At 43.4% G+C, this 19,525-nt stretch carries 13 protein-coding genes; 8 read left to right on the plus strand and 5 right to left on the minus strand.

The window, feature by feature from the left end; all coding sequences use genetic code 11:
* Positions 1–63: 63 nt before the first annotated feature.
* Entirely contained in the window at positions 64–1,185 is a 1,122-nt protein-coding gene (locus tag CZ225_RS19740) for a hypothetical protein (RefSeq protein ID WP_077155160.1), read from the plus strand.
* Here the strand turns inward: CZ225_RS19740 and CZ225_RS19745 are convergent.
* Genes CZ225_RS19745 through CZ225_RS19755 form a run of 3 tightly spaced genes read right to left on the minus strand, consistent with a single transcriptional unit; the run spans position 1,151 to position 3,765 of the window.
* Positions 1,151–1,855 (minus strand): SAM-dependent methyltransferase, encoded by a 705-nt coding sequence (locus tag CZ225_RS19745; protein WP_077155161.1) that lies wholly within the window; start codon positions 1,853–1,855, stop codon positions 1,151–1,153. The genes CZ225_RS19740 and CZ225_RS19745 overlap by 35 nt on opposite strands.
* Positions 1,856–1,898: 43 nt before the next feature.
* Positions 1,899–2,903, minus strand: a complete 1,005-nt coding sequence (locus CZ225_RS19750; protein WP_077155162.1) for a gliding motility protein GldB-related protein — start codon at positions 2,901–2,903, stop codon at positions 1,899–1,901.
* 4 nt (positions 2,904–2,907) lie between these two features.
* Positions 2,908–3,765: an enoyl-ACP reductase FabI gene (locus CZ225_RS19755; protein ID WP_025074255.1), complete on the minus strand. Its 858-nt coding sequence runs from the start codon at positions 3,763–3,765 to the stop codon at positions 2,908–2,910.
* A gap of 145 nt (positions 3,766–3,910) precedes the next feature.
* Here CZ225_RS19755 and CZ225_RS19760 point away from each other — a divergent pair, with 145 nt between their 5' ends.
* Both CZ225_RS19760 and CZ225_RS19765 read left to right on the plus strand, forming a co-directional pair.
* Entirely contained in the window at positions 3,911–5,131 is a 1,221-nt protein-coding gene (locus CZ225_RS19760; RefSeq protein ID WP_077155163.1) for a DUF4861 domain-containing protein, read from the plus strand.
* Positions 5,132–5,171: 40 nt separating this feature from the next.
* A complete protein-coding gene (locus CZ225_RS19765) occupies positions 5,172–5,819 on the plus strand; it encodes an HAD family hydrolase (protein WP_077155164.1) in 648 nt (215 codons plus the stop codon).
* A gap of 271 nt (positions 5,820–6,090) precedes the next feature.
* Here CZ225_RS19765 and CZ225_RS19770 read toward each other — a convergent pair whose 3' ends face one another.
* Positions 6,091–8,169 (minus strand): BT4734/BF3469 family protein, encoded by a 2,079-nt coding sequence (locus CZ225_RS19770; RefSeq protein WP_077155900.1) that lies wholly within the window; start codon positions 8,167–8,169, stop codon positions 6,091–6,093.
* 410 nt (positions 8,170–8,579) lie between these two features.
* On the opposite strand from CZ225_RS19770, the gene CZ225_RS19775 reads away from it, so the two are divergent.
* The 5 genes from CZ225_RS19775 (at position 8,580) to CZ225_RS19790 (ending at position 17,927) form a co-directional block, all read left to right on the plus strand.
* Positions 8,580–9,191, plus strand: a complete 612-nt coding sequence (locus tag CZ225_RS19775) for an HU family DNA-binding protein (RefSeq protein WP_077155165.1) — start codon at positions 8,580–8,582, stop codon at positions 9,189–9,191.
* Between the two features lie 650 nt (positions 9,192–9,841).
* Positions 9,842–10,075: a hypothetical protein gene (locus CZ225_RS19780; RefSeq protein WP_077153068.1), complete on the plus strand. Its 234-nt coding sequence runs from the start codon at positions 9,842–9,844 to the stop codon at positions 10,073–10,075.
* 265 nt (positions 10,076–10,340) lie between these two features.
* A complete protein-coding gene (locus CZ225_RS23770) occupies positions 10,341–10,436 on the plus strand; it encodes a smalltalk protein (protein WP_159441799.1) in 96 nt (31 codons plus the stop codon).
* Positions 10,437–11,561: 1,125 nt separating this feature from the next.
* The gene (locus CZ225_RS19785) at positions 11,562–13,751 is read left to right on the plus strand and encodes an RHS repeat domain-containing protein (RefSeq protein WP_159441792.1); all 2,190 of its coding nucleotides are present in this window, start codon (positions 11,562–11,564) and stop codon (positions 13,749–13,751) included.
* Positions 13,752–13,799: 48 nt separating this feature from the next.
* Positions 13,800–17,927, plus strand: a complete 4,128-nt coding sequence (locus CZ225_RS19790) for a DUF6443 domain-containing protein (RefSeq protein WP_077155167.1) — start codon at positions 13,800–13,802, stop codon at positions 17,925–17,927.
* Positions 17,928–17,930: 3 nt separating this feature from the next.
* Here CZ225_RS19790 and CZ225_RS19795 read toward each other — a convergent pair whose 3' ends face one another.
* Positions 17,931–19,142 carry a transposase gene (locus CZ225_RS19795; RefSeq protein WP_077152843.1) on the minus strand — a complete coding sequence of 404 codons (1,212 nt, stop codon included), beginning with the start codon at positions 19,140–19,142 and terminating at the stop codon, positions 17,931–17,933.
* Between the last annotated feature and the right edge of the window lie 383 nt (positions 19,143–19,525).

A 19,525-nucleotide genomic window follows, 5' to 3' on the forward strand; every position in this document is an offset into this window, starting at 1 on the left:
AAACAAAACACATTCTCTATTTGTTTTATATGTATAACACCGGCAAATAATGATACAAGAGAGATGAAGCATAAAGGAATACTTTCTTCCGCATTTAACATGTCATTGGGTTTTATCCCCGTTATTATTTCCATTTTACTGTGTGAATTTATAACGCAAGACACGGCTATTTACATTGGTACAGGTTTAGGTATCGTGGGTATTTATCTATTGCTTCATCGCAAAGGTATACTAATACCTAATTTCATCCTATACATATCGACCGTAATATTATTCCTGCTGACACTTGCCACGTTTATTCCGGGTGACTTTGTTCCTAACGGAGCTCTTCCACTTACTTTAGAAGTAAGTGTTCTCATTCCGATGCTGATACTCTATATGCACAAAAAAAGATTCATCAATCACTTTTTGCGGCAAATAGGTTCTTGTAATAAACGTTTATATGCCCAAGGTGCGGAATCATCCATAGTTTCTGCCCGCATTGCTTTAATATTCGGAATATTACATTTCTTAATTATCAGCATTGTAGTTGTTTTCCAAGATACTGAAACTCCGACAAGTATGCTTATTCTTTATAAGATACTTCCCCCTAGTGTCTTTATCCTTAGTATTTTGTTCAATCAGGTTGCCATCCGATATTTCAATCATTTAATGGCTCATACCGAATATGTTCCTATTGTAACTACCCAAGGAGACGTGATAGGAAAAAGCCTTGCCATTGAAGCAATCAATTATAAGAATGCGTATATAAACCCTGTTATCAGAATCGCCGTTTCCACTCACGGAATGTTATTCCTCTGTGACCGCCCGATGACTGCCATACTGGATAAAGGCAAAACAGACATACCCATGGAATGTTATCTCCGTTTTGGCGAGTCTTTATCAGACGGCGTCTCCCGCTTATTCAATAACGCCTTTCCTCATGCGGATCAATCAATCAAACCTAAATTTAATATCGTCTACCATTTTGAGAATGAAGTAACCAACCGTCTTATTTACCTATTCATAGCAGAAATAGAAGACGACTCCATACTTTGCAGCCCACGCTTTAAGAACAGCAAATTATGGAGCTTCAAACAGATAGAGGAAAATTTGGACAAAGGTTTCTTTAGTAGCTGTTTCGAAGAAGAATACGAGCACCTTAAAGAGGTTATTTGTATAAGAGAAAAATACAAGGAATCTTAGATAAGTCAGGAAGATTTCCCTTCCAATCCTTTACTGCACGGGTTTGTATATATTCATCGTCACAAGTGATATTAGCAGCAATACAGAGTTTAGTCTGAGGACGACAACTTTGTAAGATATTTTCTATCATCTTATGATTACGGTAAGGTGTCTCAATAAATAGCTGTGTCTGATTTTCAGCATAAACCCGTTGTTCCAAAGCTTTCAATTTTTTCGAGCGTTCTCCCGGTTCAATCGGCAGATATCCATGAAACGCAAAGCTCTGACCATTGAATCCCGAAGCCATCACAGAAAGAATTATAGAAGAAGGTCCGACCAAGGGGACCACTTTCAATTTTTTACGCTGTGCAATGGCAACTACATCTGCTCCCGGATCGGCTACTGCCGGACAGCCCGCTTCGGAGATTACTCCCATAGAGGCACCACCGATCAATGGTTTCAAATAGCCGGAAATATCTTCAGGAGAAGTATGTTTGTTTAATGGGTAGAATGTTAATGAATCAATATCGATATCATGATCAACCTTTTTCAGGAAACGACGGGCTGAACGGATATCTTCGACTATAAAATACCGAATACCATGAATTATTTCTGCATTATAGGAAGGCAACACCTTCTCAATGGATGTATCACCCAACGTAACAGGTAACAGATAAAGAGCAGTTTCCATTTTTTAATAAAGAGTTAAGAATGAAGAATGAAACTGGATATAATTAAGAAGCCGGATAGCCGGATTCTTTGAGCATTTTATGATAATCCTTTCTTTCCAGCAAGTCTTTCAGTTTGAGTTCTTTATGCTTCTTCATATAAGAAGCAATAATCTGCGCTCCCATCCAAGTGCCAATCGATGCCGGAGCTTGTTCACCCAACATATCGATAGCCGCTGCCGGTTTCATATAATACCGGATAATCATCGGGTCGCGTGCATGTAGGTGATCATTCGACTGAATGTAATTCCAAATATCCTTTTCATGTTCCTTACACCATTTATGCTCTTCTTCAGAATACCCTATTGCCTCACCGATATTATCATAATCCAACAGACTCTGCATCACATAATAAATCTTTCCATAATGCAGCATCCTGTCGATCAAACATGTACCCTCATGATAATCCAGACCATAACGACTCAATAGATAGAACACAAAACAATCCGGAGCTATTCGTTCCGGACGCATGGAACGGCACTGATAATCGTAATAAAAACGCTTATAAAGAGGATAATCTTCCCCCATATATTTATCAAGGCTGATTCCCAACAAGGTATCCACTACAACGATGGACTCATTAAATGCCGACACTTGTGAATAAATAAACGGCACTTTCGTCTCAGGAACTTCCTTTTTTAGTTTCCGAAAGCCTTTATTCAACTCTTTCTCCACTACATCCAAATTAGGAAATTTCTTTTCTACATCGTTCAGCAAACGAATCAAAGTAGTATCCGAATAATAACTCTGTAAGCGTTGAGAAATAGCATCATCTCTCACTTGACCTATCGACAACACATCTTCTATCAAGATTTTGGTAGGTTGCTGATAGTTCATTATCAATTTTTGTTTAGCAGAAAAGCTGTTAGAGCGAACATATTCGCTCAACAGCTTATCATATCTTAGAACAGAAATCTCTTCTTCCTTCTGCCCGTTCGTCCATGTGCTTATTCCACAGGAGGTAAAAAGGATACATATTAATATAACCAGAAGAGAGATCCGTAGTTTCATCTTTTTATCCGTAAATAATATTACCGTTTTCGTCCATATATTCATCCAGACCTTTCTCGTAAGTGGCCATTGCACGAAGACTCATACCTACACTAGAGAACCCGCCATCATGGAAAAGATTCTGCATTGTAACCTTACGGGTAAGATCAGAAAACATAACGATGCAATAATCAGCACATTCGTCAGCAGTTGCATTTCCCAATGGAGACATACGGTTTGCAAAGTCATACAACTTATCCATACCTTTTACACCCGAACCGGCTGTAGTGAAAGTAGGCGACTGAGATATCGTATTCACACGTACGCTATGTTCACGTCCGTAAATGTAACCAAAACTACGTGCAATAGACTCCAGCAATGCTTTTGCATCTGCCATATCATTGTATCCATAGAATGTACGCTGTGCAGCCACATAACTCAATGCCACGATAGATCCATAATCAGCAATAGCATTCAACTTCTTGGCAGCCTGAATCATTTTATGAAATGAGACAGCTGAAATGTCCAATGTTTTATCCAACATTCCATAGTCAAGGTCATCGTAAGTACGTTTCTTGCGCACGTTGGGAGACATACCGATAGAGTGAAGAACAAAGTCTATTTGCCCATTCAGTATGTCCATAGAGGTTTTGAATACATTCGACAAATCCTCCACGTTAGTCGCATCTGCAGGAATGACCTGGCAATTCAATTTCTCTGCCAATGCATTGACTTCACCCATACGGATAGCCATCGGAGTATTTGATAATGTAATAGTTGCACCTTCTTCTACGGCACGCTCTGCTACTTTCCAGGCAATTGACTGGTCATTAAGAGCACCGAAGATTATACCTCTTTTTCCTTTCAACAAGTTGTAACTCATATCTTATAACAGTTAAATTTTGTGCAAAGATAGCAACTTTCTGCATAAAAACACGCAAAGTGTGTAAATAAGTAAACACCTTGCCACTTTTTCAATTATTTTTGCATCATAAAAACATAAAGATATTATAATCATCTTCCGAATCATGAGAAACAATTTCATCATCATCGCACTTTTAATGGGTTGTTGTTCACTGCCGCTGAATGCACAAAAACAAGAAAAGTCACTCACCATAGAAGTCAGTAATAACTGGAAACAAGAGAAAACCGATGCGCCTGTCGTCATCAAACTAAAGGAACTAAAAGTAGGATTTAAAATAAAATCAGCCGTTGTAACGGAAGAGAATATAGAAATACCTTCTCAACTCGATGACATGGACAGAGATCACAAGATGGACGAGCTCGTGTTCGTTACCGATCTTCCGGCTCAAGGGAAAAAGACTTTTAAAGTTATGCTCTCTTCGGAAAAAAGTTCCAAGACTTATCCGGCACGTGTCTACTCGGAAATGTTTATTGCAGAGCCACGAAAAAACAGACACCAATCGGTACAATCTATCACAGTGCCCGGTTCAAGTGATATCTATAATATGATACGTCCGCATGGTCCGGTTCTGGAATCCGAATTGGTGGGATATCGTCTTTACTTTAACGAGAAACAGACACCGGATATTTACGGCAAGTTCAACAAAGGTCTTGAAATCAAAGAGTGTCAATTCTATCCTACAGACGCGCAATTAGCAAAAGGATTCGGTGACGACGTACTCCGCGTATTTGATAGTTGCGGACCAGGAGCTTTCAAAGGTTGGAATGGAAAGAAAGCAACACATATCACTCCCGTGGACACCCGTACCGAACGTATTATATCTTACGGGCCTGTTCGTGTGATTGCAGAGATTGAAGTTACAGGATGGAAATATCAAGGTGCTGAACTGAACATGATGACGCGTTATACCCTTTATGCCGGACATCGTGACCTGCATATTGAAGCCTTCTTTGACGAGCCATTAAAAAATGAGATTTTCTGTACAGGCGTACAAGATATTATCGGATCTGTTTCATACTCAGACCACAAAGGATTAGTGGGCAGTTGGGGAACGGACTGGCCCGTAAATGATACTGTCAAATATGCCAAAGAAACGGTTGGGCTGGGAACATGTATTCCCCAACATTACGTTCAATCGGAAGAGAAAGACAAAGACAACTATCTGTATACGGTTGGTGCACCGCAGGCCAATTATTTCGATTATTACACTACTTTCACCTCTATGAAAGAGACTTTCGGATATAAAACACCTGAAGCGTGGTTCGCCTATCTTCGCCAATGGAAAGAAGAATTAGATCATCCGATAACAATCAAAGTTAAGTAAATGAATCTTTAGTTACACATAATTGACATTCAAAATCACAATGAAAAAACTAGTTATATTCGACTTAGATGGTACTTTACTCAATACAATTGCCGACTTGGCACATAGTACTAATTATGCTTTAAATAAATTAGGATATCCTACTCATGAAATTGACCAATATCACTTCATGGTAGGAAATGGAATCAATAAGCTTTTTGAACGGGCACTTCCCGAAGGAGAGAAAAGTGAAGAGAATGTACTTCGTGTCCGCAAGCAATTTATCCCTTACTACGATCAACATAATGCAGATGATAGTTGCCCTTATCCCGGTATTCCCGAATTATTATCCAATTTGCAAACTGCCGGTATTCAGTTAGCCGTTGCTTCTAATAAATATCATTCGGCAACACAAAAGCTGATTGAACATTATTTCCCCGAAATCCATTTTACAGCAGTGTTTGGTCAGCGCGAAGGAAGGAATGTGAAACCCGATCCGACCATCGTTTTTGATATACTTAAAATAGCCGGCGTAGACAAAAAAGAAGTGCTCTATGTGGGAGATTCGGGAGTAGATATGCAAACAGCCGCTAATGCCGGAATTACCGCTTGTGGAGTTACGTGGGGATTTCGCCCACGGACTGAACTGGAAAAGTTCAATCCCTCTTATATTGTAGATTCTGCCGAGGAGATTAAGGAATATATCTGATAACTCAATAAGGAAATACACTTTTTCAATGGCTTCTCTCTAATATTAATTTTCTATTCTAGATTATAAACCAACAGTTACAACTTGAACTCAAGGCACTCTATGATTTATAAGTCCTTTTTATTGTCATTTGTCACTTTTCATAGTTAAGTCACTAATAATCAGCAGCAAAATAGTGACAACAAGCAGTGACAATAAAGTGATAATAGAAAAATACCAGTTTCTATTGTCACTTTATTGCCACTAATTTTTATATTATCATTCACTCATTTTACAACTTAACTACCCGATACACAGTTCCTTTGTTGGTATGTCTTGAAGGTATTCCGGCTTTTTGAAGCAATCTTCCAAAGTGATTTGCTTTGCCGGAAGACAAAGAAATAGTCGTCCTTTTTTGCAAATAATCCAGAATTTCCATCGGAGAAAGGAACTCTCCTTCCCGATCATCTCCTGCAGCCTTGAAATAATGATAAAACAACTGAATAGCAGGAGGCGTCTGCTCAAACTCCCGATTACTTTGCCTCAAAATATCCTCATCTTTCTCATCAAACCAATACCGTTCCCCATGATAAATCTCATACATGGCCTGTGCATACAACTGCTGATAGTCAATCGGACGGGTCGTATCAATAGCATCTTTTACCTCAATACAGATAAAACGACGACTACCCGAAGGATCAGCCAGCAAATCCTTTTGATTGCTAGTGGCAATAAATGAAGCATAACGTTGCAGTTCCTGTACCGAATTTCCATAAGGTTTACGAAGATTAACTACCGGCTTTTGCAAAATATGTTTCAAGAAACCTTGTTGCGTAAGAGTTATCTGATCAAATTCATCAATATTAATCAACGCAAAGCGATTCAGATACATTTCCGCATCCCGCTTTCGGCTAAAATCAATACTATCGGTATAATAGCCACGAAGTTCGGGTGGTATCAAATCTCGACAAAAGGTAGATTTATGAGTTCCCTGCGCACCTACTAGCAAGGGAGAAGTACTGTTTGCATACTGTTTATCAAGCCCTCGCCAATGTAACACCATGTTCAGAAACCAACGATGAAAAAGCATGTTCCAATGTGGATTATCACAAGGCACACGAGCTGCCAATTCCGTTATCCGATCTTTCCGGTCCCAATTGGGAAGATGAAAGATGAAGTCTTCTAAAGGATTATAAACAGGCACACGATTTGAATGCAAATAACGATCCACATCACGATCCCATACCGCAATACCTTCACTTTGTGCATCCAATAGGATACTATTCTGCATCCGCTTATCCAACGGCCGGAAACGAAAATAGAACGAACAACGATCCCGATACTCGACCTCTCCTACCTGTGTGTTATACCGGAATTCATAACGTCGATTCATAAATTCTTCCGTTTGCAAAGCAAGGTATTGTTCTTTTGTCAGCCCGTCTTTCTTACCGAAACCTTTGCACTCCTTATATACATTTCCTATCATCGCCCGGACCAGCATTGCTTGTGCGGCAACATAATACCGATGAATAGTCCTTCGAGTCACTTCTTCTTCGGGAATACCGGAAAGAAAACAATTCCTAGCCAACTGTACCACCAAAGGTTGCAAATCTGTCTCCGGCATCCACCCTTCCTTCATTTCTTCCAACGTTTTCCGCAAAGCTGCTTCGTAAAGTAATGCTAATGCGTCTTTTGCATCATACCCGGGTACAATACGTTGCCAAGGAGATTTCTCTGCAACTGCTTTTTCGCGGTAAGTTGTTTCCTTAGGCATCCCCAAAGGTTGAGATAAATAGAAAGCGACGGAATTCACCCGATAAAAAGGCTCGGGATCATAACTTAATCGTGAATATTGTTCCAAGGTAGGTTCTTTCAACTGAATGTCGAAAGGAATTTGGGGTTGGTAACACTTCACAGCCAACCGATAAGCATGAGCCTGAAAGATTTCCGCTTCCTCCAAAGTCTGAGGTAATGTTCCGTCCGGACGAGTGAAACATGTCCATATTTTAACCGATTTCCCACTCGACCCCATAAAGGCAAACATAGTTTGCGGCAGTTCCGCCGCTTTTCTCTTCACCAACTCGACTTCTGCCTTTCCAGCCAACGGACCGACACTTAGTTCAACAACTCCATTGTATGTTTTCATACGCCTTACGCCATTCACACGTCCGAAGACGGCAGCAGGCATTACTTTAGGAAGCTTTTGTGCTAACATACAAGTATCTCCGGGTAAAACATAATGCAGGGCCTGGCGTAATCCGGTGACCGGACATGTCTTTATCTCTGTTTTTATTTTCTCCTTCAACAAGTCAAACTCTATTATACTCAACGCTTCTACGCCTTCCTTTTCCCTGATTTGTGTTATCTTCATTTTTTCTTCTTGAATGTTTATATGTTCTTCAAAGATAAATAAAATAATAGCACAAAACAATCTTTTTACCTTTTTATTTCAGTGGAATAAATTCAGCGTATAAAATTGCGTAATTCCCTTTGTTTAAGAGGAAATAAACCGTTCATTTAGTTGTTTTAAAGCTCCAATTAGTGTATCTTTGCAATGATAAAAATCGTTTTACGTACATAATCCCATCGACCCACGTACGTGATCCTTTGGGTTCACGTACATCATCCGAATGGCTCACGTACGTGAAACGAGAACGTGCACCTTACAAAAAACATTAGTCGAGCCTTGTCAGTGCATTAAGGTTACTAGTATTTGTTCTACTACACGTAGTATCAGTTGAATAACAATTCTATTAACTAACAAAAAAAACAAGTAATGCAATGGCAGCAGATTATGATTTTCGAAGAAAACCAAATGAGAATGGAGACGGGGAAATCCAACCTTTATATCCCCGAATTGTATCGAAAGGGACGGTAGACAGCAAACAATTGTTTCGTGAGATAGCAGAAGCTTCTTCTTTTACGGAAGGGGATTTGGCTGGTATCATGGTATCTCTCCAAGAGAAAGTTTCTTATTATCTGAGTGAAGGTTATCACGTTAAACTGGGAGAATTCGGATATTTCTCGGTAAGCCTGAAAGCACGTCCGGTAATGGATAAAAAAGAGATTCGCTCAGTATCCATTTCTTTCGATAATGTGAATTTCAGAGCTACAAAATGGTTTCGCAGACGTAGTTCAGGAACGGTATCCCGTTCCAAGTCCGGTTTCCAACAATCGTCGAATATACCGGAAGAAACAAGGCACTCCCGGTTACAAGCGTTTTTAACCAAGAATCATTTCATCACCCGCAGAGAATATACTCAAATAACGGGTTTATTGAAAGGGAAAGCATTGCGGGAACTCAATAATCTAGTGGATAAAGGGATTCTTACCACTCGGGGGACCGGCAATAGAATTGTCTACCTAATGGCTGACAATCAAATATTTAAATAACCAAATTGCTAAATAGTAGTGACAATAGAAATTCTATAAATGTCTATTGTCACTCTATTGTCACCGTTCTATTGTCACCAATTTACCGTTGATTATCTGAGACTTAATTCCCAAAAGTGACGAATGACAATAAATAGTAGCATAATATTCCTTAGAGATACAGCAGATCATACATGAATCTAGTCACACCTAACTATTACACAAAGAACATTATGTTAGTATTAGTTTCTTTTTAATTGATAAGAGTTTCCAAAGCTTAGTTTCATCTTCATTTTCATCTCCTTAGACATTCCCTATCCTTCCTATAGCAATAACTTCCTTTATCCTTCCTTACCTATTATTGCTTACTAAGAATCATTAACAGTTATAAACTGGTTAGTTAAACGATGTCAATATACTAACTTTATTATTGTTTTATAGAATATAGTTAGTATATTTGTATCGTTAAACACTTCCTTATTATAAATAGAGGAAATAATATTTGCTAAATGCAAACATTTATATAGTTTTTGCGGCTAATTTTACTAACATTTAATTCATATTTCACAGAAAGGAGACATCATTATGAACATCCTATACAATATTTTTCATAAAGCAAGCAGAGGATCGAGCATTGAAGCCCTTTTGTGAAACTAAAAAGTAATATACCAATGAACAAATTAAATCTCGATATAACATCGGATGTTTCCGCTCTGAGAGACAATGCAGAACGGCTACAATCAACCAACCATTCCGGCAAGACTGGACCTGAGGTGCCGCAAGTTCAAGATATGTCGGTAAACGGGAAAGCTCCACTGCATACCGGCGAGTTTTCCAATGGACGCGAACCTTACCCGCACCCTTGTCATTCGCCGCCGCAGGCAATGGGGCATTCCAATGGCTAGCAATTATCAGCTAACTTATTAATAATCAATCTGATCGTAGTAAACACCCTTACTATGAAGGGGAATCGTACGCCCTATCTGGAGGCTCGGAACATATCCGTGTCCGAAGTGAAAGAGCAAATCCAGAGCAAATTCAGAGTTGATCGACGACCGGTTGAACATTAATAGTAAACCAACTGACAGTGATTGAAAGCCACTTTCAGGAGCATTATAAACCGATTCAAACTATTTAAAGACCCGGAAAGGAGGTGGGAAAATGATGGCAATGAAGAAACCAGCCTGGGATATCATCCTCAAAGCGATTATCGCCGTGGCTTCAGCAGTGCTCGGCGCACTGGGAGGCAATGCAATGAACCTGTAGAATTTGTAGGCAGCTTTCGTCAATGAATGCTCCAAACAGGTTCGGTACACAAACACCGGTACAATCCCCTGTGGATAAGAGCCTGGTTCTGCCAGGGGGATTGTTTACCTGAATTTTATTTATAAATAAACTACTTAATCCATTTAAATCAAGATAATAATGACTATTTTTAATACAATCCATTCTAAAAGCAGAATAAAGCGGATAAGCGGAAAGTTATCCCGAGTTCTTTTGCTGGCCTGTTTCCCGCTATTAGGACTACACGCGCAACAACCCCATGAGATCAGCCTGGACGTTCCCCGCATCGTCCCCGTATCGCCGGAGGCGGCAGCGATGGAGAAATACCGGTCGTACCCGGTAGACTATTGTACGGGAATCCCCAATATAACAATCCCCCTGTATGAAATCGTAGCGGGAGACATCACCCTTCCGATCTCCCTGTCCTACCATGCCTCGGGGCTGAAACCGAAAGAACGCAGCGGGCTTGCCGGCACCGGTTGGACACTGAACCTGGAACCATCCATCATGCGGGAGGTCAAAGGCATCGTGGACAGCGACACGTACGGCTGGTTCAACACCCGCAACAGCCCGGTCCCGACAGACAAGGTGGAGCGGTTGAGGTATTATAACGCCCAGGTGGACAACCAATATGACACGCAACCGGACAAGTTTGTCTACAAGCTTCCCCATGGTGGCGGAAGCGGGTATTTCCTGGAGCCGTTCAGCCCCATGCGTTGTATCCCCCTGACCAATGATGACGTCCGCTACCACGGAACACGCATGGATATCACAGACGGCAACGGCGTGAAATACGAGTTTGACGGCGTGAACGAGAAAGCGGACGATATGATCACCCGCTGGATGTGCACGGCTATCCGTTCTCCGCGTCAAACTGGTCATCCGGTCACCTTTGAATATACCACGGCCCGAACGCGGCTGCATGCGGGCGCATATTTTAACATGGACAGCCGGATCGTCATTAATGACATCCAGAATGGTTCCCCCAAGATCGTATTCTCCAAGATGGTGCCCGGAAAGCCCAACGGACACTACCGCATCGACGCTGAGGGCTACACTTCGCCTTATAACGCCAAGCTCACTCCCCTTTCGGAGGCGCAGGCAGGCGTGCATTATCCTACGAGCGGTTCTTTCCTGGGCGGGCGTGGCGAGGAGGCGCGTCTGGGCAAGATCAATTATTTCGGCAATGCCCTTACTGTCTCTTATAAGACGGTAGGCTCCGATGTGACCGCTACGGACGTTTACGACCGTATGGATGTGACCGATGCCCGGGGTGAAACGGTCCGTTCCATCGAGTTCTTTATCAGCCTTTACAACAGTTCCACTTCCTTGACCAAACTCGACTCGGTGCGTGTCTCGGCTCCCGGGGTGGAGACAAAGGTGTATGCGTTCCATTATAATAATATTTATAGTGTCCCTTCCATCTATACCGTGGCGGTAGACCATTGGGGGTTCTGCAACGGTGCCAACACCACCACCGAAGACGAAAGGAATATTCCCAGTTTCCGCAGAAAAGTGTATGTGCCCAACGGAATAGGCAAAACACTGGAAACCATTCTTGAGCATTCGGGCAGGAACCGGGAAGCGGATGCCGGGTGGGCTGCAGCCGGTATTCTCAGCCGTATCACCGACCCGCAAGGGATACAGACGACTTTCGAGTATGAAGGGAATTACGGCGGGGTCCGCGACCCCAGCCGCTCGGCCGATTACCGTAATTATCTCCATCCGGTCGGCGGGCTGCGTGTAAAGAGCATTGTTACCAGGGATCCGCATACCGGCCGCCGTACGGTTAAATCGTACCGGTATGGGCTGACCCAGGTGAATAATGCCGGTTATGAACCGGTCTGGGGTGGCGGTGCCATCAAGCATATTGTCAGCGAGCGGGATTATTGCTCGGGCATGGGTAATTTTGTAGAAGGTTCCATTAGCAACTTTACCTGGTTTGAATACCTGACTACGTATCGTTCCATGCCCCACTCCAACATTACGTTCAATAACGGAAGTGCCGTGATGTATAATATTGTCAGTGAAGAAATCAGCGGGGACGGAATGGAATCCATTCATACGGATTACTATTACAATGTGAAGCTGCACAATTACGAGGGAGTGCTGAGTTGGTATGACGGACAGACCGATATGGTTAAGCAGTTTCTGGAAAGCAAGCCGGAGAAAGAACTGCGCAAACTGTTCCGTCCTTTCCCCGCCCATCCGCAAGACCCCTCGGATGATCTGGCGAGACACCCTTCGGACAGTTATCAGATTTACGGGCGTTTGATCCGTAAGAATTGTTTCAAGAAGGATGAATTGGTTTCACGTACGGATTATGAAAATACCAGGGTCTCTTCCAACGGGAGCGTTTTTGTCGATCTTCCGGTACGGCTGATTTCGATTGGTGCCGACAGTTATAGCAAATACATGAATGCAAGCACGCTCAGCGGCAAGGAGTTTTTTGTCTCCGGCAATTATTATACGCCTGGTGATGAGAATGCAAAGGTGCAGACTGAGTTTTTCCTGGATGTGACCAACTACTGTGTGCTCAGCAAGGAAAAAACAACCGAATATTATTCGGCCAACGGACGTCGTGACAGCCTTGTGACGACGAAAGACTATTCGTACAACATCAATTTCTCTAATCCGGGAGCTTCGTTGGAGCCCAAGAAGGTGGAGGTGGCCAACAGTAACAGTACCGCCGTTACCGATGAGTATGAGTTCTTGGATGGTTTTCCTGCTGTCCTTTCGTACCACAAGCATAGCGAAGGCGGGCATTCACGTGAAAATCGCATTTTGTTCAAGGATGGCACCTGCTTCCCGGAACGTATCCGCAGCAAGACGGACCAGACGTCCGACTTCCGCGATGAAGTGGTCTATACGGCTTATGACGGCCATCATAATGTGGCGGAAATTAAAGGCAAGGATGGCACTCCCGTCACTTTCCTGTGGGGGTATCTCAACCGTTTCCCGATAGCTAAGATTGAGAATGCTACCCGTAATGAGGTGTTGGGCGGAATGGGCTACTCGGCGACAGATACGAATGTGTTGGATGCCTGGTCGGGCTTTGCGGGACCCTCGGATGATATCCTGAATAAGATCGGGTCCCTGCGCGAGGCACTGCCGGGTGCCAGGGTGACGCTCTACGATTACGACCCGGTGAAGGGGCTTACCGGAGTGACGGACCCGAACGGTGTGGTGACCCGTTTTGAGTATGACCATTATAACCGATTAACGGACAGTTATTACGTGGATCCCGATTTGCAGAAGGTGATGTTGCAACAGTATATCTACCGTTTGGGGAAATAACACAAGAAATGAAATACAATAACAGAATTAAAAAAAAAGAAGAAACGTATGAAAAAATATATTTGCATCTTATTGTTTGGCCTGTTCTCGGCGGTGATGTCCGGGCAACCGGCTTACCAGCACCGTATGGACACAGCCATTGACATCGGCACGCATGACAGCCCTTTTACATTTACCGACAGCCGGTATACGGGGGATTTCGGGGATGATTTTTACTGGGATGTGGATTATCCTCCTTACCTTGGCGTCAAGGAGGTCTTTTACCGGATTACGCTGACTAATTCAATGACCGTAAGGTTTAAGATAACCCGTCCTGACCGTTGCTGGACCAATGTCGCATTGTTGGATGACGCCGGTAAGAGGTGGGAATACAAGTTACACTCCAATATTGCTTTCGGATTGACTCCGGGTGTCTATTACTTTGTAGTGGAGGGGCAGCAGTCGGGTAACCTGAATGACCCTGTACCTGATGTGACGATTGACGTGCAGGTGGAGGGAAGCGGGCGTACCACGGGAGAGGATTTCCTGTGCCCCTTTGAGCTGGGGAGTTTTAGCGATAACTTCAACCTGGCTCCCGGTGTGGAGGATTTCGACCAGTTTAGAAATGACTACCGCTCGGCCAAGGATATGAGGGTGGATGAATACACGCACGATGTTGTTTACCGTTTCACGCTGGATAATCCGATGAAGGTGAGTTTAAGGCAGGGAGGTGTCCGGGATGAATATGATTATTCGCAGTCCAGCCTGATGAATGCCGCCGGGGATACTATCTGTGTATCCAATAGCGGGGACAGCAATGCCCGGCAGGTGGAGCTTTCTGCGGGGGAGTATTATATCTACGGATGGGGAAGGAGCTTTCGAAGTTCCGGGTTCAGCTTCAACCTTAGCGGCACTCTCCCTCCTGTGGGCAGTGACTTCTCCTATCCGGTAGAGGTGGGCAGCCGTTTTTCCGACTTTACCTATACCGATACGCGGAGCACTTCCAACTTCTCGGGTAGCAAACAGCCGGAAAAGGCGGGCAAGGAGGTGTACTACCGTTTTACCATTACCCAGCCGATGGGGATAGGTATAACTACCTGCGGTTCTGCGGTAGCGGACACGTACCTGAAGGTGTTCTCTTCCGACAGGCAACGGGTGTTGTACTTCAATGATGACTATTCGGGCAGTGGCGCTTGCAGCAATACGAAAAGTGCTTGTATCCATATTCCATTGCTCATGCCGGGAACATATTATGTGGTTACGGATGGGGCAAGTAATGGGAGCCTTACTACTGCCCTTACGGGGACGGTGGTTAATACTCCGGGGGATTCTTTTGAGATGGCCATTGATCTGGGACCGCATAACAAGGGCTTTTCTTTCTCCGATATCCGTAATACGGCTTCGGGGTATACGAACCGGTATCAGGGGAAGACGGCCAATGACGTGTATTATAAGTTCACGATGGAGAAGGTGCTGGCTGTTACGATAGACCATGCTGGGTCTTCGCTTGCGGATACGTATATGAGCCTGCTGGATAAGGACGGGAAGCTGCTGCGTAACAGTGGCAACACGAAGGGGCATGCGCAGTTGGAGTTACAGGAGCTGGCGGTGGGTACTTACTATGTGGTATCGGAGGGTATCAGCCTTAACGGTTCCATCACCACCAATATCCGAATCCGTGGTGCCGGTGGGGATATTGTGACGACAAAGGGGCAGCCCCATGTCATTAGCCTGACGCCTTTGAAGAAGGCTTCCTCCACTTCTTCTTTAAAAGAGGATGAGCAGCTTCTTGAGATACAGTATTTCGACCATTTGGGCCAGGCGACGGAGAGGATTCTGCGGGGGATTACTCCGGGGGGTAATAATCTGATCACGTTACAGGAGTATGACGGTATGGGGCGTGAGCTTCGGCAGTGGCTGCCTGCGCCGGTTGCAGATGATCTTGGGGCTTATGTCCATCCGTCGGTGGTGAAACGGGCTGCCCAGGCTACTGAACTTTACGGGAATGACGGGCGTCCTTACAGTGAGACGTCGTATGACGGGTCGGAGCTTGGCAGGGTTGTCAGGCAGGCCGGTGTGGGTAATGACTGGCATGCTGCCGGGAAGGCTGTCACGACGGATTATGTGACGAATGCGGGTGATGTTGCTCAACTGTCAGTGCGTATGTACGGGTATTCGGGGAATGGCCTGAAGAGTACGGGGTATTATGCCGATGGTTCACTTTACGGTGTCAAGGTTACGGAGGAGGATGGTAATGTCAGTTACGAGTTTAAGGATAAGCTGGGCCGGGTGGTACTGAGCCGTCAGATGGACGGGAGCCTGGCGCATGATACTTATTATGTGTATGATGATTATGGTAATGTACGTTTTGTGTTGCCTCCGCTTGCGGCGGACAATCTGAACAGTGCCGCTTCCTGGACAGAGAGTAATGAGATACTTAAGAAGTATGTGTATGTTTACCGTTATGACAAGCTGAACCGTTGTATCTATAAGAAGCTACCGGGTTGTGAACCGGTGTATACGGTTTATGACGCTGCGGACCGACCTATCTTTACCCAGGATGGGGAGCAGCGCACTAAAGGGGAATGGTCGTTCAGTATACCGGACGCTTTTAACCGTATTGTGCTGACGGGAACCTGTAAGAACAATCCCGATTATACGGCTGACCCGTTGAGGGATATTGTGGTGAAAGGTACTTGGGAACAGGCAGCAGGTGCGGTGAAAGGTTACAGTATTTCGGGTATCACCCTGAATGCTCCTACGGTTCTCTCTGCTGTTTATTACGACAGTTATGATTTTCTGGGTAAAAGTAACAGTATTCCCAATGATGCTACTACTTCTTATACGGAGGTTCCGGGTTACGGGAAACGTTACAAGGGTGGCTGCCGGGGGCAGCAGACGGGATCATATGTAGCTAAGCTCTCGAAGACAGGTGCGGTTACGGGGTATCTTTATTCTGTGATGTATTATGATGAACGTTACCGGATGGTTCAGCAGAGGGGTAACAATGGGTTGGGTGGAACGGACCTGACCTGCACCCTATACAGTTTTACCGGCAAACCGGCACAGGTCAAACAAGTACGCACTGTCCCTGGAAAAGAAACGGTTACGGAAACAAGAACCCATACGTATGACCATGCGGACCGTTTGCTCAGGACGACTTATCAGTTGAATGACGATGCTCCGGTTACGCTGGTGGATCATGTGTATGATGAGGTGGGTCGTCTGAAGTCTGACCGCAGGAATGGGAACGGTAAGCTGAGGAGTGATTACACGTATAATGTCCGTTCGTGGACGAAGAGTGTCAGTGGACCGTTGTTCAGCCAGACGCTCAATTATCAGGAGAAGATGACCGGGAATACTCCTTGTTACAATGGTAACATCAGCAGCATGTCCTGGAAGGCGGGAACTGAAACTGCAGACAGGGGGTATCGTTTTACGTATGACGGTCTTTCCAGGTTGAAGGATGCGAATTACGGGGAAGGTAATAATCTTACGATTAATCCGAACCGTTTTAATGAACAGATAACCGGTTATGACAAGATGGGTAATATCCTGAAATTGAAACGTTACGGACAGATTTCTGCAACGGCTTACGGATTGGTTGATGACTTGGCTTTGACTTATAGTGGTAATCAGTTGCTGGCTGTGAAGGACAACGTAACGAATTCAGTTTACGGTAATGGTACGGAGTTTAAAGACGGAGCTAATCAGACAACAGAGTATACTTACGATAAAAATGGCAATCTGATTAAAGATTTAAACAAGAATATTAGTAGTATTGGATATAATTGTTTAAATTTGCCTGATCAGGTGATCTTTGGTAATGGTAATAGTGTTGAGTATGAGTACACCACCGACGGAGTAAAGTCGCGTACTGTACATAAGACGGGTTCTACTACCTTGACTACGGATTACTGTGGGAATGCGGTCTATGAGAATGGTGTGCTGAAGATGCTGCTCAATGAAGCGGGGTATGTGAGTTTTCCGGATAGGAAGTTTCATTTTTATCTGAAAGATCATCAGGGAAATATTCGTGTAGTGGCGGATAAGGATGGGATTGTGGAGGAAACTAACAGTTACTATCCGTTTGGTGGTATGTTTACTTCTACAGTGAATGTTCAGCCTTATAAGTATAATGGTAAGGAGTTGGATCAGAAGAATGGACTCAATTGGTATGATTATGGATTTAATTAACATTTACGCAGCAATTGCTGCAAATTTCACTCCCTCTTCCCATAGTCTTCGATTTATTTCCTCGTTAGGATTAATCCCTAACACGGAAATAAATCGTTGCATAAGAAAAAGATTGTGGCACAGCACCTTTACAGATGCCATTGATAGAACAGTTCCCTTCTCCAAGGCTTTCACTTTTGCCAGATTTACACTGGTCAATGAAGCGTTAAAGTGGAAATGCAGTTTGTCCAAGTCGCGACTTTGGCAGTCGGTCAGCCCTGTGAATTGCTTGCTATCCCGGTAGCAAAATTCAATTTGAAAACGAGTCCTGTAATAATCCAGTATATCCATCGCTTTCATCTGCGTGTCCGTAGAGAAATATAACTTACGCACCTTCTTGTCATCACTTTCCCAAATACACAATCGAATATTTCTCCCTAAGGAACGGGAGTGGACGATTGCTGAAAGTATTCGTCCCTCTCCCTTTTCCAACTGAATAATTTCAAAACGTTCCTCTTCCAAGTGTTTCATATCAATTTTACCATCATACAATTTAGGTCGGCCCTTTTTACCCGTAGGTTGTTCCATCGTCAGATACCGGAAATAAGCGTCATCCCGAAAACGACTGATGACATGGAATCCTATATCCAGGGCACCATCCACAAAAGTGGATTTAGAGAAATAAGCATCGGCAACTACATACTTGGTCAGCTGCTGAAGAGTTCCCTTACGGGTACGAAGTACATGCAAATACCAATCTATCAATGTCCATTTAGCTTGTTCCAAGGTTTTCACAGGCGGCGTTTGAACGGCCTCCAAATGGAAGCAGGTATGAAGATCCATATCAATAATACCTATACCGGAGATTTCAAGACCATGCTTAGCCATTTTTGCACAACCGGACCAAAAACGGCCCAGATAGGGAGTGCATTTCCCTGACTTGCTGATATAACTCGGATCGAAAGCGATAGCAACACGGCTACTTATCTGAGATTCAGCCAAAGTCGCATTGAAGCAGAGCCAGTCAAACTTGCGACCAAACTGCTGACGATAGCGTTGTTCGCAAAAGCGACCATAACGACCCAGTTGAAGGAAATTAATCCTACCGGGGATAATCAGATATAAAAGTAGTACTTCAAGCATAAATTTCTCACGCCATTTGTTTATCTTTGCAGCTGACTGACTCAGCAAATTATTTATTATCTCAAGATATTGGTCAAGTTCGTTCAGATTCATTTTTTTCAGGATGTAGGAACCCTTAATATAATGAATTGGTAGGACTTGACCTACTTTTTAGTTGTTAATTCAAAACTTAACGAACTATTGTTACCCTGATATAGGTTGTTTAATTATAGATAATTTATATCAGGGTAATTTCTATCATCATGAAAAATGAATCGCTACAGAAAGAAAACTACGCTAGACGAGTTCATAACATCCATAAAAAGAACACAATATTAGTATATAATTTGAAGAAAATAGATCTTGCATATGAATTAAGAATAGGAATATTGCAATCATAAACGTTAAACACTCTATTTTTAATGTGAATTATTACTAATATAGTTTTATATCTATATTTATAGTTATATATTTGCCTCATCACAATCAGGTTGTAT

Source organism: Bacteroides bouchesdurhonensis, from assembly GCF_900155865.1.
GTDB lineage: Bacteria > Bacteroidota > Bacteroidia > Bacteroidales > Bacteroidaceae > Bacteroides > Bacteroides bouchesdurhonensis.

Coding starts and splice junctions, on each gene's coding strand:
- CZ225_RS23770 (WP_159441799.1), top strand. CDS start 10,341: ATGAAGAAACCAGCCTGGGATATCATCCTCAAAGCGATTATCGCCGTG.
- CZ225_RS19750 (WP_077155162.1), bottom strand. CDS start 2,903: ATGAAACTACGGATCTCTCTTCTGGTTATATTAATATGTATCCTTTTT.
- CZ225_RS19775 (WP_077155165.1), top strand. CDS start 8,580: ATGGCAGCAGATTATGATTTTCGAAGAAAACCAAATGAGAATGGAGAC.
- CZ225_RS19760 (WP_077155163.1), top strand. CDS start 3,911: ATGAGAAACAATTTCATCATCATCGCACTTTTAATGGGTTGTTGTTCA.
- CZ225_RS19745 (WP_077155161.1), bottom strand. CDS start 1,855: ATGGAAACTGCTCTTTATCTGTTACCTGTTACGTTGGGTGATACATCC.
- CZ225_RS19780 (WP_077153068.1), top strand. CDS start 9,842: ATGAACAAATTAAATCTCGATATAACATCGGATGTTTCCGCTCTGAGA.
- CZ225_RS19740 (WP_077155160.1), top strand. CDS start 64: ATGAAGCATAAAGGAATACTTTCTTCCGCATTTAACATGTCATTGGGT.
- CZ225_RS19795 (WP_077152843.1), bottom strand. CDS start 19,142: ATGAATCTGAACGAACTTGACCAATATCTTGAGATAATAAATAATTTG.
- CZ225_RS19770 (WP_077155900.1), bottom strand. CDS start 8,169: ATGAAGATAACACAAATCAGGGAAAAGGAAGGCGTAGAAGCGTTGAGT.
- CZ225_RS19765 (WP_077155164.1), top strand. CDS start 5,172: ATGAAAAAACTAGTTATATTCGACTTAGATGGTACTTTACTCAATACA.
- CZ225_RS19790 (WP_077155167.1), top strand. CDS start 13,800: ATGAAAAAATATATTTGCATCTTATTGTTTGGCCTGTTCTCGGCGGTG.
- CZ225_RS19755 (WP_025074255.1), bottom strand. CDS start 3,765: ATGAGTTACAACTTGTTGAAAGGAAAAAGAGGTATAATCTTCGGTGCT.